The 15,091-nt window shown below is 69.6% G+C and carries 14 protein-coding genes; 8 read left to right on the top strand and 6 right to left on the bottom strand.

The annotated features are described in order from the left end of the window. Positions 1–576 precede the first annotated feature (576 nt). Genes ACZ39I_RS39900 through tpg form a run of 3 tightly spaced genes read left to right on the top strand, consistent with a single transcriptional unit; the run spans position 577 to position 5,687 of the window. Entirely contained in the window at positions 577–2,967 is a 2,391-nt protein-coding gene (locus ACZ39I_RS39900) for a helicase associated domain-containing protein (RefSeq protein ID WP_467250368.1), read from the top strand. A gap of 58 nt (positions 2,968–3,025) precedes the next feature. Continuing rightward, positions 3,026–5,125: a telomere-associated protein Tap gene (tap, locus tag ACZ39I_RS39895; RefSeq protein ID WP_467250366.1), complete on the top strand. Its 2,100-nt coding sequence runs from the start codon at positions 3,026–3,028 to the stop codon at positions 5,123–5,125. A 4-nt stretch (positions 5,126–5,129) separates the two neighbouring features. After that, on the top strand, positions 5,130–5,687 hold the full coding sequence (gene tpg / locus ACZ39I_RS39890; RefSeq protein ID WP_467250365.1) for a telomere-protecting terminal protein Tpg: 558 nt from the start codon (positions 5,130–5,132) through the stop codon (positions 5,685–5,687). Between the two features lie 441 nt (positions 5,688–6,128). On the opposite strand, the gene ACZ39I_RS39885 is transcribed toward tpg, so the two are convergent. The 3 genes from ACZ39I_RS39885 to ACZ39I_RS39875 are packed head-to-tail and all read right to left on the bottom strand — an operon-like array spanning position 6,129 to position 7,581. Further along, the gene (locus tag ACZ39I_RS39885) at positions 6,129–6,776 is read right to left on the bottom strand and encodes a hypothetical protein (RefSeq protein WP_467250363.1); all 648 of its coding nucleotides are present in this window, start codon (positions 6,774–6,776) and stop codon (positions 6,129–6,131) included. After that, complete coding sequence (locus ACZ39I_RS39880; RefSeq protein ID WP_467250361.1) at positions 6,773–7,297, bottom strand: RNA polymerase sigma factor; 525 nt, start codon at positions 7,295–7,297, stop codon at positions 6,773–6,775. The genes ACZ39I_RS39885 and ACZ39I_RS39880 overlap by 4 nt, the downstream gene beginning before the upstream one ends. After that, positions 7,294–7,581, bottom strand: coding sequence for a hypothetical protein (locus ACZ39I_RS39875; protein ID WP_467250359.1), 288 nt, complete (start codon positions 7,579–7,581; stop codon positions 7,294–7,296). The genes ACZ39I_RS39880 and ACZ39I_RS39875 overlap by 4 nt, the downstream gene beginning before the upstream one ends. 395 nt (positions 7,582–7,976) lie before the next feature. Here ACZ39I_RS39875 and ACZ39I_RS39870 point away from each other — a divergent pair, with 395 nt between their 5' ends. The 5 genes from ACZ39I_RS39870 to ACZ39I_RS39850 are packed head-to-tail and all read left to right on the top strand — an operon-like array spanning position 7,977 to position 11,559. After that, positions 7,977–8,684 (top strand): TniQ family protein, encoded by a 708-nt coding sequence (locus ACZ39I_RS39870; protein ID WP_467250357.1) that lies wholly within the window; start codon positions 7,977–7,979, stop codon positions 8,682–8,684. Continuing rightward, the gene (locus ACZ39I_RS39865; protein ID WP_467250355.1) at positions 8,590–9,375 is read left to right on the top strand and encodes a hypothetical protein; all 786 of its coding nucleotides are present in this window, start codon (positions 8,590–8,592) and stop codon (positions 9,373–9,375) included. Before ACZ39I_RS39870 ends, ACZ39I_RS39865 begins: the two co-directional genes overlap by 95 nt. Then, on the top strand, positions 9,372–9,944 hold the full coding sequence (locus ACZ39I_RS39860; RefSeq protein WP_467250378.1) for a TnsA-like heteromeric transposase endonuclease subunit: 573 nt from the start codon (positions 9,372–9,374) through the stop codon (positions 9,942–9,944). The genes ACZ39I_RS39865 and ACZ39I_RS39860 overlap by 4 nt, the downstream gene beginning before the upstream one ends. 59 nt (positions 9,945–10,003) lie before the next feature. After that, complete coding sequence (locus ACZ39I_RS39855) at positions 10,004–11,134, top strand: hypothetical protein (protein WP_467250353.1); 1,131 nt, start codon at positions 10,004–10,006, stop codon at positions 11,132–11,134. 23 nt (positions 11,135–11,157) lie between these two features. After that, positions 11,158–11,559 carry an SDR family oxidoreductase gene (locus ACZ39I_RS39850; RefSeq protein ID WP_467250352.1) on the top strand — a complete coding sequence of 134 codons (402 nt, stop codon included), beginning with the start codon at positions 11,158–11,160 and terminating at the stop codon, positions 11,557–11,559. A 107-nt stretch (positions 11,560–11,666) separates the two neighbouring features. On the opposite strand, the gene ACZ39I_RS39845 is transcribed toward ACZ39I_RS39850, so the two are convergent. Genes ACZ39I_RS39845 through ACZ39I_RS39835 form a run of 3 tightly spaced genes read right to left on the bottom strand, consistent with a single transcriptional unit; the run spans position 11,667 to position 14,724 of the window. Next, entirely contained in the window at positions 11,667–12,065 is a 399-nt protein-coding gene (locus ACZ39I_RS39845; protein WP_467250350.1) for a DUF6009 family protein, read from the bottom strand. Continuing rightward, positions 12,062–13,618 carry a DNA primase family protein gene (locus ACZ39I_RS39840; protein ID WP_467250348.1) on the bottom strand — a complete coding sequence of 519 codons (1,557 nt, stop codon included), beginning with the start codon at positions 13,616–13,618 and terminating at the stop codon, positions 12,062–12,064. The genes ACZ39I_RS39845 and ACZ39I_RS39840 overlap by 4 nt, the downstream gene beginning before the upstream one ends. Next, the gene (locus ACZ39I_RS39835) at positions 13,615–14,724 is read right to left on the bottom strand and encodes a bifunctional DNA primase/polymerase (RefSeq protein WP_467250346.1); all 1,110 of its coding nucleotides are present in this window, start codon (positions 14,722–14,724) and stop codon (positions 13,615–13,617) included. The genes ACZ39I_RS39840 and ACZ39I_RS39835 overlap by 4 nt, the downstream gene beginning before the upstream one ends. Positions 14,725–15,091 lie beyond the last annotated feature (367 nt).

Here is a 15,091-nt window from a genome sequence, read left to right as displayed (position 1 = left end):
CCCGCGGAGCGGGTTATGCAGCGCTGGCGCGCTGCATAAGAAACGGCTCCGCTGACGCTCCGCCAGATTCCCGCGCAAGCGCGGGAATCGAATTCCGCAAGCGGAATTCTGAGTGTGTGTCAATTCGCGCGCGCGCGAATTGATGGAATCCCGCAAGCGGGATTCCTGGGGCTGGCAGTAAGGGGCGGGTGCATCACTTGCGGGACTGTGTGGGGATTGAGATTCCAAGCTACCATCTCAGTAACGAATGTGACGGGCCGTCGGACTGACGGGGTGCCGGCCTCGTTGTAGTGACGGGTTCCGCTGCGCTCCACCCTGAACCCCTCCCTCACTGTCTAACCTGTCCCGACATGTTTCAGCCAATGACCTGTCAGCATACAGGGCAACCGGCCGTTCGCGGATGGATTGAGTCACTGTGCCACCCTCGAGTGCAAAGTTGGTATGCGGGTGATGCATCACGAGTTGAGACTGTGTAGAGTCTGGGATCAGATGTTACACCCCTACCGTCGCGCACCTTGCGCCTGGATTCCATTTTCTATTACGCGCTGCATTCCGCGAAAAGGAGAACACGGGGGCATGGTCGTGAAGCTGCGTGATCACCAGATCGAGGCCGTTGCTGCCATTGTGCGGGGTCTTGATGTTCCGCCGGGTGGTATTCCCTGGAATGGTCTTCGTGGGCAGGTGCACGCGGCGTGTGGGACGGGGAAGACCATCATGGCTGCCGCGTCGGCGAGGCGGCTTGTGCCCAGGGGGCGTGTGCTCGTGCTGGTGCCGACGCTGGATCTGCTGGCGCAGACGGTGAGGGCGTGGCACGAGGCCGGGCACAAGGGGCCGGCGGTTGCGGTGTGTTCGCTTCAGGACGATCCGGGGCTGTGGTCGTTGAAGGTGCGCTCCACGACGAACCCGATCCAGTTGGCGCTGTGGCACGGACAGGGGCCGGTGACCATCTACGCCACCTACGCGTCTTTGGGTGTTCTGGCGGAGGCGTTCGAGGGCGTGTACGGGCAGCAGTTGGACCCGGTGGACTTGGCGGTGGTTGATGAGGCGCACCGGACGTCGGGGTCGATGGGGAAGGCGTGGGCGGACATCCACGACCAGAGCGTCATCCCGGCGTTGCGGCGGCTGTATCTGACGGCGACGCCGCGGATCTGGGAGGAGCGGCTCAGTCGGGAGGTTGCTGAGGGGGTGCGGGATCCGCTGCCGCGGGAGATGGCGGCGTCCATGGATGACGAGAAGGTCTTCGGGCCCGTCCTGTACAAGCTCTCGCTCGCATCTGCCGTCTCGCGGGGCTTGTTGGCGCGGTACCAGATCATCGTGCTGGAGCTGAAGGACCCTGTCGTCACACCCGAGCGGCTGATGGGCGAGGAGCGGCACACCGAAGAGGTGCGCGGGCAGCGGCTGGGGGCCTTGCAGGCCGCGCTCCTGCACACGATGGCGCAGCATGAGCTGTCGACGTGCATCACCTTCCACCACCGGACCATCGAGGCACAGGCGTACGCGGAGGGCTTGGAGCGCGTCGCGGCGAAGCTGCACGTGGATCAGCCCGAGACGTACCCGAAGCGGATCTGGGCGGACTGGCTGTGCGGCGAGCACGTCCCTCAGCGTCGGCAGGAGGTTCTCGGCTCGTTCGGGTCCACGGCGCAGCGGGCCGTGCTCTCGAACTGCCGTGTCCTGGGCGAGGGCGTCGACATCCGCGCGGTGGACTCAGTGGCTCTACTGGACCCGAAGGGGGCGCCGCACGACATCGTCCAGGCCATCGGCCGGGCACTCCGGCAGAAGCCCGGACAGGGGAAATTGGCCTCCCTGATCGTGCCCGTCTTCCTCCAGCCCGGGGAGCAGCCCGAGGACATGTTCACCTCCGGCTCCTACCGGCCTCTGGTGAAAGTCCTGGAAGGGCTGCGGGCTCACGATGAAGAGGTGGTGGAATTGCTGGCGATTCCCCAGGAGCCCCAGAAAGACGTCGCGCAACCGTCTGTGAACATCGGTATCGCGCTAGAAGACGGCGCGGAAGAATCGCGGTTGCTGCTCCGTTTCGCCGCCCCGCGTGACCCGGTGATGGTCGCGGACTGGGTCTCCTTCAACGTGATCGACACCGAACGCCAGGACTGGGCCCGCGCCTGGGCGAAACTGAAGACGTACGTCGAACGGGTCGGGAACGCCCGCGTGCCCTACGGACACCGCGAGGGCGCCACACCGCTTGGACAATGGGTCGCAGAACAACGACGCGCCTACACAGCCGGACAGATGACCGGCCAACGCGCCCGCCGGCTCGAACAACTCGGCATGGTCTGGTCCCTGGCAGATGAACGCTTCCAGGAGAACCTGGAAGCCGCCAAGGCCTACTACGACCAGCACTGGACACTCTGCGCACCCCGCTCCGCCACCATGCTGGACCGACCGGTGGGACAGTGGCTCTCGAATTTGCGCCGGCCCGGTGCGCTGGACGGACACCCCGAATGGAAGACCGCGCTGGAAGCCGTAGACGAGGACTGGAACCCGGACTGGCCGGCGGAGTGGCAACGCCACTACGCCGCACTACGCGAGCTGGTCGCCGACGAAGAGGGCCAGGCGGAGGTCTTGCCCGGGTTCACGGTCCACGGCATGGACATCGGGAAATGGCTGGCCAAGCAGCGCAAGCCCGAGGTCTGGCAAGCCCTGACAGATGGGCAGCGCGAACGCCTCGAGCAGCTCGGCATCACACCACTCGCCCCGGAGCCGGAGGCACCCGCGGGGCCGTCCGCGACGCCGCTGAGCGCCTTCGAGCGCGGCGTTGCGGCCCTCACGCAGTACAAGACCCGAGAAGGGCACCTGACAGTGCCCAGGGGGCACGTAGAGACGCTGGAAGACGGCACAGAGGTCAAGCTCGGAGTCTGGACCATGAACCAGAAAACCCGCCGCTCCAAACTCACCGCCGACAAACTCCAGGCGCTCGCCGCGCTGGGACTCGAATGGGCTGCAGAAGGTTAAGGGAAGGGGTAAGTTAGTGGATAAGTTTTGGTTGGCCCTCGAGTAAAGGGTGCGGTGCATGCCATCTGAGGAAGAGCTGTTCGCGTCTGTCGACGCTCTACTGAATGAGGAGCCGCACCTGCCGCCTCCGGCGGAGCGGGCCCGGCTGCGTGAGGCTGCCGGCATCACTCAGGCCCGCCTCGCCACCGCGTTGAAGACGACGACCCAGTCGGTGAAGAACTGGGAGAACGGCCGCAGCGAGCCGAAGTCGCCGCGCCTGGATGCCTACCAGCGGCTGCTGAACGGGTGGGCGGCAAAGTATCCGGCCCCCGGTGCCGCGCCGGGGGCCGCGACGGTGCCGGCAGCGCCTGCCGCACCGGCCGCGTCCGAGATGGAGCCGGCAGGCGCCCCGCAGCCTGTCGACGTTCCAGGTGTGGGCCCGGCGCGTCCCGCCACCCGGCCTGCCGCGGCATCGCGGCGCCCGGCCCCTCAGAAGGCTGCGAGGCCGGCAGCCGATCCGCGGTTCCCGCACGGCCCGCTCGCGGTCCTGGACGGTGACGGCTCCGCGTACGGCACGGGCGGCATCGTGCTCGACTGCCCGGCGACAAGCGTGGTGGAGCTGGTGGAGTGGACGCTGCGCGAGTCCGGGCTCGGTGCGCCGCGTCTGCACCGCAACGGCAAGGACAGCGACCCGCTCATCGTGCTCACCGCCGCGGCCGCCGTGAAGCTCGGGCTGCCCGAGCGCCTGGAAGGCCATGAGCAGCGCCGTTCCCTGCGCCTGCCGGAGGACCACCCCGTGGTCAAGCAGGTGGTGAAAGCGAAATGGCGGCTCACCCAGCGTGGGTTCGGGCCGTGGGCAAGGATCTACCGCAAGGTCCAGGGGCGTGAGCGGCAGTGCGTGCAGCTGGCGATCCTGTCGTGGGACGCCCTCGATGAGCGGTCCTGGCCCGGTGTGAGCAAAATGGAGCCGACTGACATCGCGCGCATCCTGGGGGTGTACGCGACTCGGGTCATCACCCCGCGCGGCTCCACGGCCGTGTCCGGGCTGGAACTGATGACCGCGCTGCGCCCGCCCACCCGCGCGGTGCAGGACCCGCAGACGGGGAACTGGGTGCCCGGCCACAACCCCGGCTCACTGGGCACGGAGCCGATGGACCCGGCCCCGCCCGAGGCCACCCCGGAACACCCCGTCGTCGTCGACAGCGGCTGGAACGGCGGCTTTCTCAATGAGGAGGCGTACCAGTGGGTGCGGCCGGTAAACCTGCTCAACGATGAGGAGTGCACGCTGCCGTACGCGGTAGGCCTCGACCTCAACACCGCCTTTCTCGCCGCCGCGGCCCGCCTGGTAGTCGGCCTGTCCGCCCCGGACCACTTCCACGCCCCGACGTTCAACCCGAAGATCCCCGGTTCCTGGCTGGTCGACCTCTCCCACGTCGAGGTGGACCCGCGCCTGCCCTCGCCGTTCACGCCGGACGGCACCCGGCCGACGGGCCCGGCCTGGTATCAGACGCACACCGTCGCCTACGCCCAGGAACTCGGCTACAGCGTCCAGCCCATTGAGGCGTACCTGCGCCGCGAGACCGGCGCCTACCTCGACCCGTGGCACGACCGGCTGAAGAACGCCTACGTCGACACCCTCGCCGACCTCGGCGTCACCAAGGACCTGAGCGACGCGGAGTTCCTGGCGGCGATGGAGCAGCACAAGGACGCCGATCCCGCCCTGGCCGCCGTCCTCGCCGCCATCAAGGCCACCGTCAAGGGCGGTATCGGCAAGCTGCGCGAACGCCCCCAGGGCAAGAAGTACCAGGAGGGTGAGCGGTGGCCGGCCCTCCAGCGGCCGACCTGGCGCCCCGACATCCGCGCCGCCGTCATCTCCAAGGCCCGCATCAACATGCACCGCAAACTGCGCAACATGGCCGCCATGACGGGCCTGTATCCGCTCGCCGTACTCTCCGACTGCGTCGTCTACCCCTCCCCCGGGGAGAGCCCGCTGGACTTCCTGCCCTACGCCGCCAGCGGCAAGCCCCAGCCCGGCGGCTTCCGCCTCGGACCTACCCCAGGCCTGGCCAAACTCGAAGGCGTCCAGTCCATGCTCTGGGCAGTCGACCTCATGGAACAGGGCCACAACCCCGCCCGCCACATCAAGGGCGGCGACGCCGTCCTGGACGAAGGAGAATAAGGCCGTGGGGGAGATCGACGAGGCCATCGAGCGGGCCGACCGGGAAGCCTTCACCCGCCAACCGCCCAAGACGCTCAAGGGGCAGATCGGCTACCTGATCCGGCAGTTGGGCAGCGCGAAGGCCGTCGCACGCGAGATCGGCGTCACCGCCGACTCCGTCAACCGCTACCGCCGCGGCGCCCGCAAACACGCCCGCCCCGACATCGCCGCCAAGATCGACAACGCGGTACGGCAGCGATGGCAGCCCCAGGTACGCAAACGCCGACAGCAGCAGGCGGCCACCGCGACCGGGATCACCGTGGAGACCCGCGCCCGGTTCGGCTACACCGCACCCATCGGCACCACCGACGACGGAAGATTCCGGCGCCTGACCGTGCACCTTCCCCCGGCCTACGCACAACGCCTCTTCGACGCCCGCAACACCGGCGCCGGCGACCACCAGATGCGCCAGATCATCGCCGAAGGATTCAAAGAGATCTACTTCCAGGACGGCGGAGCCCGCGCCGCAGGACTCTCCGACGTCACCCTCAACGACATCGACTACCTCGACCTCGACTACTGACCTGACGCCGACCGAGTCACGGTCCTGGACGTTCGATGTGTCGTCGCCTTGCCAGTCAGCCGGTCTCCGAGCGCGAACTGCTGTTGTGGGAACGGTGCGGGAGTCGATGAGGTCTCGTGTTCGGGTGTGGGGACGGTGCAGGACGCTGGCGGGGTCGAGGTCATCTGAGCGCGCGGTCGTCGAGCCGCTTTCACCGGAGAGAGCGCAGGAGATCGTCAGCGGCGTATCTCTGTGGCACCAGCAGTGCGGGCTGCTCGGCCGCCATCAGGGCAGCTCCGTAAAACGACTTACGGACCTTTCACGCCCAACGCAGTGGCGGCCGCCCCTTGGGATCGGGGCGGCCGCCACTTCAACGAGTCGTCTGGCCTTCTAGCGCGAAGGCTTTACGGAGGCTGGTCTATACAGACACTCCTGTCTGGGGGCAAGAAGCGGAGCAGCGGCTCAGCATCGCGGCCCGCCGGTGGTGTGGCCTAGGTGCGTCAGGAAGTCCTCGATCTCACGCACTAGAGCTTGCGTTGCTTCAGACAGCTCGATCCCGGCTTCCCCCAAAGCCGAATCGACTCTCTCTGCGGCTACGCGAACACCAGCGGATGGGCATACGAAGCCACTCACGAACGACCTGAAGGCTTCATCGATGCGTTCTCCGTCTTGCCCAGAGCATGGCGATAGTTTCTCTTCCCTCTCAGAGTCGAGGACATAAAGATAGTCTCGCGCATCTTCGTCGCCCTTGAGAGCTGCTTTTTCCCACCAGCTTCGCGCTTCATCATCCCTGTCCAGGAACTCAAGGATTTCTGCTACACGACGTGTTTCTTCTGGTGTTGCGGAATCATCGACTTCCCTCTTCAGGAGAGCGCGTAGTTCACGGAATACGCTGAGCCGATGATTTCCGTTTCCGGGATTGTCCGGGCAGGCGGCGGGGGCCGGGGGCCAGCCCGAAGGCTGGCCCCCCTCCGCCTGGACAGAGTCCTCGCCGATCCGAGGACTCTTGGAAACTGCCTGCTCACAGCCTTCGAGCAGCAGCCACAGAGCGAGGAGCCGGATGGCTCCCCGCTCCTCGGGCTGGTGCGTCCAAGCGGACAGGTACGTCATGCGGTTGCCTCCTCGCTGTGCTCGTTGATGGACTTCTTCAGGTTGTTGGCGGCGGCTTTGATGTAGCGCTTCACCGACTCCTCCTTAATCCGGAGGCGCTGCGCAACCACTTCAATGCTGAGGTCACCCAGAACACACAAGGTGATGACCTCGCGCTGCTTCGCAGGAAGGCTTGCGACAAGTTCGTCGATACCTTCCTTGATCATTTCGTATGCGGCCTCGGGGATACCGATGCCTGATTCAGTTTCCGGCAGTTCATGAACGGGCACCGTGACCATCCGCTTGTTGCGGCGGAACTGGTCAATGACCGCCCGCTTCACCGCGATGCGGCCGTAGGCGGTCAAAGAACCCTGCCCGGCGATGAGCTTGTCCCACCGGCGGTACATGTTCAGGTAGACGTCCTGCACAGCGTCCTGGGCGCTGTGCAGGTCGCCCGCCTGGGCCCGGGCCTGTCGGGAGAACACCTCGGCCGTCTCAAGGACGAAGGACTCGAAGTCCACTCCCGGTGCGGCCTCGCTCACGCAGCCTCCCGCGTGGCGATGGCCCGGTGGCCAGCCGGGTCGGCTGCGTCCTTGCGGAACAGCCACGCCGGCCGTCCCTCCTCGAAGCGGGCTGCGGCGCCGCCGTCGGGCAGGGACTGCGCCATCGCGACCATGGTGGCGCGCTGCTCGCGCTCCGCCCGGGTCTCGATGTGCGCCTTCACAAGCATCTCCACGACGCCCTTGGCACGGCGCATCGCGAAGAACAGCAGGACCAGCACGGGAAGTGACACCCCGCCCGCTCCCACCCAGTACGACCAAGTCATCGACCAGGCCTCCCAGTAGTGACGAACTCGTTGATGAAGGCCGAGGCCCTCATCCCTTACACGCCGCTGGGGCCCGGATCCGGATGCCGGACGGCAACATTTTTTCCCAACTCCCCCCGCTTCCCCGTCTGTCGCATCGTTTTCGCAGGTCACAGGGGTTGCAGGAAGTGGCAGGAAATCGCTCTGGCGTGGAGTTGGAAGGGCCCGTCGAGTCGGGTGGCGGCCCTGGGGAGGAGGCGCGGGTCTGGCGCTGTGAGACGAGCCGGCACCGGGGCGGCCGCTGAGGGTCGCCTTGATCGCGACGGCTCCGGTCGGCAGGGGTGAGGTGGTCTCGATCTGCTGGGCATCCATTGCGAAATCGCCCGCCGGGACGGCGAAGACGAGACCGTGCTGGAGTGACCCATTACCCCGGCCTCCTGCGGATCGCTCCCCTGCAGGGAGAGACGACCTCGTCGCTGATCTGCCGTATCGCGAGCCGCTACGGGCTGGAGGCGAAGGTGTTGCGGTCGTGCTGGCACTGGCGCAACTACCAGCCCGGGCACGACGGCGGGGGTGCGCGGGCCGATGCCGAGGTGCTGTTGAACGCAGACGGACGGCAGCTCCTGGCAGGCCTGTGCGGCGTCACCGAGGACGTGCTGGCGCGGGCGTTACCGTCCTGGGGGCAGCAGGACGGCAAGCTGCCGGACAGGCAGGACGGGGTGCCGGCGGCGGCGTGGCGGATCGGCGGCGCGGTCGCCGGGCCGGTCGCCTTCGGCTGCCGACTGTGCGCGGCCCGGCGCACGGGGACGGCCGTGCGGATGGTGCGGTACGCGCCGCTCTGGGAGCGGATGTGCGTGCAGCACGGCAGGTGGCTCCTGGACGCGGACGCCGACCAGCCGCTGGAACATCTGGACGTGCGACAGCTGCCGGAGGTGGCCGCGGCGCAGCGGCGGTTGGACCGGGGTGGCGCGGCGGGCGGTACGGGCCGGAGCAGAGCCGGAGCGGGTGTTCGCGCTGGCCCATGCGGTGGTGGCCCGGTGGTGGGAACAGGCCCTTCACTGGGAGCACGAGACCATCTGGCCGCAGCGCCTGCACCACGTCGCCGGCGGCAGCGCCGGGACTGACCTGGAGCAGTGGCGGATCGTGGGCCGGGACGCGGCCGTCTTCCCCGAGGTGGTGGCCGTCGCCGACGCACTGCTGGACCCCGCCATGGCCGAGCTGGTGTGGCGGGACAGCGGGGCCGGGCGGCCACGGCCGCTGCCCGCCGACGGGGCGTTTTTCCGCCGGCTCGGCGAGCGGGTGGGCCGCCCATGGCTGGGGCCGCTGGCCGCGACCGAACCACGGCGGCCCGCTGACCTCCTGGATGGGCAGCGTCATCCGCATCCGCCGCGGTGCCGACGGGCCCCCGGATACGACAACGACCCCTGGTGGCTGCGCCGGGAACACCAGAGCGCGACCATGGCCGGGCAGCTGCGGGTGCTGGGCAAGGAGAAGAAGGCGCCCGGCTCGGGGAGGATGTGGCGGGCAGCGGTGCCCGCCGAACAACGCACCCTGATCACCCGGGCGATCGAGAGTGCTGAGGAGCAGCTACTGCAGCTGCGCGGGGTTCAGACCGGGCCGACCGCCGACGTCGCTCAGCAGCTCCTGCGCAACCTCCGCCACAGCGCCGCCCTGATCGACAACGCCTGGAAACGGACCGCCCTGGCCGCGCTGAACGCCGGGATGCCCCTGGACGAGGTCGCCCAGTGGGCGGGAATGTCCGCTGACGCCTTGATGAACCTGCTGACGGCCGGCCAGGAGGAAGACGGCGGCTGAAGGACCTGCGGCAGCGCCGAGAAAGCTCGTCGCTGATGGCCCTGGACCGCGACCCGGACGTGACCGCCCTGGCAGGGCGGCCGGTGCGCCTGCTGTGGCGCAACCCCCGCGGACAGGTGCGTTCCTGGGTGCCGCAGCTCTTCGCCCGCTACACCGACGGCACCGCTCTGCTGGCCGACTGCCCCAGCCACCCAGACGCCGGCGGCGAACGTGCCCTGCGCGCCGCCCAGGCGGTCACCGAGGCGTGCGCGCACATCGGCTGGACCTACCGGCGCCTGACACCGCTCGATGACGTGGCGGCCGCCAACCTGAAATGGCTGGCCGGCTACCGCCACCCCCGCAACGCCGGCCGTCCCGGCCTGACCGCGGCAGTCCTTAAGACGTTCACCCGGCCGCGGCCGCTGATCGAAGGCGCCGAAGCAGTCGGCGACCCGATCGAGGTCCTGCCCGCCGTCTTTAACGCTCTGTGGCACGGACGGGTGACGGCAGACCTGGAGACGCCGCTGCACGAACGTGTCCTGGTCGGCCCCCAGGGCTGGAGCCTGGCCAAGACGGACGGCGCCGGGTGAGCGCGCGGCGCACTGCCCGGCCGGCCGTGAAGGTCGGGGCGCATGTCCGCTTTGGCGGCGTGAAGTGGCAGGTGGTCGCCTTGTCCGGGCAGGACATCCACCTCCTCGGCCCGGATGGAGGCGGCCAGGTGGTGCTCGCCGGGCATCTGTTCGCCGACCCCGGCTTCACCGTCATCGGGGCCGACGCGCCCCAGGCGGCCCCGCAGTGGGGGCTGTTCGAGAGCGCCCCCGCCGCGGCGCGCGAGAAAGCACTGGCCTGGCAGCGGCACGTCAGGGAAGTCGAATGCGGCCGTGCCGGCGGGCCCGGCAGCGAAGGGGCGGTGCGGCCGCAGTACGACCCCGCACGGCGCACGCTGGCCGAGCGGGAACTGGCCAAAGCCGAGGAGCTGACCGTGCTCGGCTTCGGCCGCGTCTCGCGCACCACGGTGCAGCGCATGCGGCTCGCCTACCGCAAACAAGGCCTGTGGGGGCTCCTCGACCACCGCAGTACCCGGGCTCCCACGCCCACCGGGCGGGCCGACGAACGGGTCGTCGCCGCCGTCCGCGAGGCGCTGCGCCGCCGGCGCGGCCGCTCCAAAGGCACCATCAACGGCCTGTTCCCGCTGATCAACCAGATCCTCGAGGACCGGCACGGCCCCGGCACCGTGCCCGCGCCGTCCCAGGCCACGCTGTACAGGCTTGTCACCACCCTGGCCCGCCCCGGCGAACTGCCCACCGGACCCGTCCGGCCCACGCCCGCGAGCTTCGACGGGCGCGCCTTCACTCCCACCACGGCCTTGCGGCCCGGCGAGCAGGTCCAGATCGACACCACCTGCCTTGACGTCCTCGCCCTCTTCGACGACGGCCGCCTCGCCCGCCCCGAACTCACCATCGCCATCGACGTCGCCACCCGCGCCATCCTCGCCGCCGTGCTGTGCCCGCACGCGACCAAGGCCGTGGATGCAGCCCTGCTGCTGGCGGAGATGGCCGTCCCGCACCCCGCCCGCCCCACCTGGCCCCACATCCTGCGCATGGACCACGCCCCCGCGCTCCCCCACCAGCAACTGGCGCCCCGCTCGGCGTACCGGACGACACCAGGATGCTGTACGAACGCTTCGACCGCTGCCTGGAGGAGCTGGGCGAGCCGGTGGCGCTGGACGTGCTGGTCAACAACGCGGGCTTCAACATCCGCGGCGGGGTGGCGGAGGTGACGCCGTAGGACTTCGACCGGCTGATGGCCGTGCTCGCCAAGGCGCCGCGGGCCGCCGAGCTGATGTTGACGATCCGGCCTCCCTCCCGCAGCCGCGGCAGCCCTTCACCCGTGTGGCGCTCCACCTCCGCCCTCGCCTACACCATGGCCAAGAGCGTCCTGGAGGCGCTCACCCGCACGCTCGCCAAGGAGCTGGGGTCCCGGCAGATCACGGTCAACTCGGTGTCGCCGGGCTTCGTCAGGACGGAGCTGAACAAGCAGCGCTGGTCCACGCCGGAGGCGGAGGCGGCCCACGCCGCGCTCTCGGTGTTCGACCGCATAGGACAGGCGGCGGACATCGCGGACGTCGTGGCCTTCCTCGCCTCCGACGACTCGCGCTGGGTGACGGGCCAATGCATCGACGCGTCCGGCGGTACGGGGCTGTAGGCCGGGACCTTCCGGTACCCGCTGCCCGGGGAAGACCGCCGGGCAGCGGGGCCGTGACGTCTGTGCGGGGCAGCGTCGGCCCGCACGGCTTGGTCGCGGCGGCTTGGTCACTGCGGAAGCGTGACCGCTTCCCACGTCGCCGAGGAGGGCGGGCCGCCCTCGGAGCGTTCCGTCTTGCGGCCCTTGCTGCGCGGCGCCAGGGTGCGCGGGTCGACGGCCTCGGCGGGGGCTCCGGTGGCGTAGAGGCCGTCGGGGGCGCTGTCCCGGTCGTGCGGGAGCAGCCAGAAGACGCGTCGGCGGAAGGTGCCGGAGGAGCGGGAGGGTTTGGCGTCCGGTCCGAGGAGGGCGTACCCCACCATGCGGCCGTCGCGGTGGTAGGCGGGTCTGCCGCGGCGGGTCGGCAGCCGGTCCAGGCTCTGGCGCACGTAGTCGAGGGCGGTGGTGTCCTCGAGCCAGACGAGTTGGGCCTCGTGCTCGATCTCGTCTTCTGCGATGAGGGCGCTCACGCTGTCTCCTCGTCGGAAACCAGTCCGATGCCCGGGTAGTACTTCCGCTGGTTGGACAGGATCATCTCCTTGGGCGACGCCAGTCCCACCACCTCACGGACCCGTGTCGCGAAGGCACGGGACGAAACGGCCGGGGCCCCCTCATTCTGACACCACGTCTTGTAGGCCGCGTAGAGCTGTGCCTGTTCCGCCCTCAAGGCGGGCTGGAGGCGGCAGGATTCGCTCAGGAAACGCCCTGTGTGGTCCTCGGTTTCAGCGTAGGCGGTCGTGGCGATGCGGACCCGTTCGGGGCCCATGAGGTCCTTCTCCCCGGCGAGGTAGCGGCGCGCGCCGGTGATGAGCCAGTTGAGGATGCCCGGCCCCTCCTCGGTCACCAGGATGTCGGCCAGGTTGTCGACCTTGTTCTCGTCGGAGACGACCCGTTCGAAAGGGATGAGGCGCATACGGCGCCAGAACGCGAAGCCGCCGGTGCCGACCTCGGGGCGGTGGTTGCCCAGCAGCCACAGCTTGTGGGTCGGGGCGAAGCTGAAGAAGTCCTGGCGCATCCGGCGGGCCTTGATGCGGTCACCGCCGGTGAGCAGTTTGACACGGGCCTCGTCGAAGCGGTCGCCGGGCTTGACCTCGCTGCACACGATGACGCGGCGGCCGTGCAGTTCGGCCAGGTCCGTGGGGTGCCCCTCGTAGGGGCGGGACATCAGGAACCCGGGCGGCGCGGCGTCCGCGTAGTCGCCCAGCAGCTTCATCAGTACGTCCAGCAGCACCGACTTGCCGTTCTTGCCGGACCCGAAAAGGAACGGCATGACCTGCGCGCCGACGTCTCCGGTGATGGAGTAGCCCAGCAGCAGGTGCAGGAAGTCGATCATCTCCGCGCCTTCGGGCCCGTCGCCGAAGGTGTCGGTCAGGAAGCGGTCCCAACGGGGGGTGGGCACCGGTTCGGGGTGGGTGGTGGTGGAGCGGGAGTGGAAGTCCCTGTTCGTGTCGGGGGCGCGGATCAGGCCGGTGCGCAGGTCGACGATGCCGGCGGGCGTGCACAGTGCGTACGGGTCGGCGTCCAGCAGCCCCGCCTTGAGGACCATGCCCGGCGCGGACTTGGCCTGCAGGAGCATCGCGTTCATCCCGCTGGTGCTCAGCGCGCGGCGCCGGTGCTGCTGGAGGGCCACGGTGCTGAAGACGCCGCGCGGGTCGACGGTGGCGAGGGACTCGGCGAGGTCGCCCGCGGCCCACAGGACGGTGTCGTCCTCGTCGATGTGCCAGCGGGTGCTGTCCCAGCGGAACCAGCCGAGACCGGGGACGTGCCGGTAGTCGTCGGCGTAGAGCCTGACGAACAGTTTGGCGTTGCCGCGGTCGGAGAGCGTGTCGGGCAGCAGCCCGTCCGCGGTGGCCTCGCCCGCCAGCAGGGAACCGGCGGGCTCGACGCCCGGCAGGCAATCGCTGCGCTCGCGCGGCAGGGGGCCGTTGTGGTCGCCGGGGCGGGGCCGCGGGACCGGCTGGGCCAGGATCTGCGCGGCGACCGCACGGGTGTCGAAGAGCGTGTCGTCCTGCCCGGCGGTCATATGCGCCCTCCCAGGGGGAGCGGGTGGCTGCGCCCGGCGCTCAGCCCGCTGCGGATGACGGCGCCGTAGCGCCGCTCCTGGCCCGGCCGGGCGCGCGCGGCCGCCTGTGTCAGGGCGTCCAGGGCCGCCTCCTCGTCCAGCAGGCCCGCGGCGACGAGTCCTCCGGCTGTGTAGGCGGCCCGGTTGAGTTTCTCGGTGAAGCCCGCGCCCTCGGCCACGGCGGCGCAGGCCGTCACTTCGGCCAGCAGCGGCGCCAGAGCCCGTTGAGCGGCACTGTGGCCGCCCCGGGCGGCCAGAACGGCCTGACGGGCCCGTGGCGGGACCGGGCGGGGGGCGAGCACGTGAGCGGGCGGCAGGTGCCCGGTGCGCTCCAGTTCGCGGGCGAGCCAGTCCGGCAGCGGGGCGGGCTCCCGTGCCTCGTCCACGGGCTCGTAGACGCCCGCCTGCGTCACGGTGCCCGGGGCGACGATGTAGCCGCCCTGGGCACGGATGTCGACCTGCCAGGCCAGAGCGCGGCCCGCGCCGGCGCCGGCGGAGCTGTGCCAGTGGTGCCCGCGGTGGGCCCGGTACCACACATGAAGGCCGCCCGAGGGGGTGCGCACCCGCAGCGTCGAGTCGTCCTCCGCGGGGGTCGTGGCGCCGCTCAGGGCCGCCAGGACGCCGATGGTGTGGAAGCCGTTGGCGAGTCCGGTCAGGTCGACCGTGTCGGAGATGGGGATCCCGGGCAGGACCCGGTCCCGGTCGGGCAGTCGGCGCGCGTGCGCGTCGATGTCGATGACCACCAGGCCCGCGGGGCCGCAGGCGATCCCGACGCCGAAGCGGGGGTTGGCGCCCCACCACTGCTCGATGCGGGCGAAGTCCAGGGTCGCGGCGCGGAACCCGTGGCACCACAGCCCCTTGGCGAGGCAGCCGCATCCGCGGTGGGTGTGCCCGTGGGAGCGGCAGGCGGTGCAGTTGCCCGCAGGGATCTTGCGTCCGGGCGCGAGGGGGTGAACCGGCCAGCCCCGCCCCGCGCACCAGCGGGCGGTGGCCAGCGACCGCGAAGCGTTCCGGCCGGGCAGGACAGCCGGTAAGTCGCCGCGCGGAAAGCCGAGTTCATCAGTCATGCCAATCCCCCGTGAGCGACTGAAGCGACTCAATATCAGCCACAGAGTAGCGAAGCTGTGGTGGCAGAAGGGGGTGCTGTGAAGAACCGTTGCCCGCTGTCCCGCGCCCACGCAGCGACTGTTCCACGGACCCCAGCGACTGGACGACTTTGAGTCGCTCCCTCAGTAGCTTCACAAAGACCCAGGTCAGAGCCCTTACGAGTGCCCAGACAGCGACTGAAGCGACTCAAGGTACCTATATATGACGCACACACGCGGGCGCGCACACACACATGCGCACGCGCGAATGTCCTCACAAACCCGTACCTTGAGTCGCTTAAGTCGCTGATCCTGCCCGGAAATCGGCTCTGACCTGTGCTTTCTCCGA

It is taken from the genome of Streptomyces sp. NPDC024687 (assembly GCF_055559055.1).
This window is presented reverse-complemented; position numbering and strand designations above follow the sequence as displayed.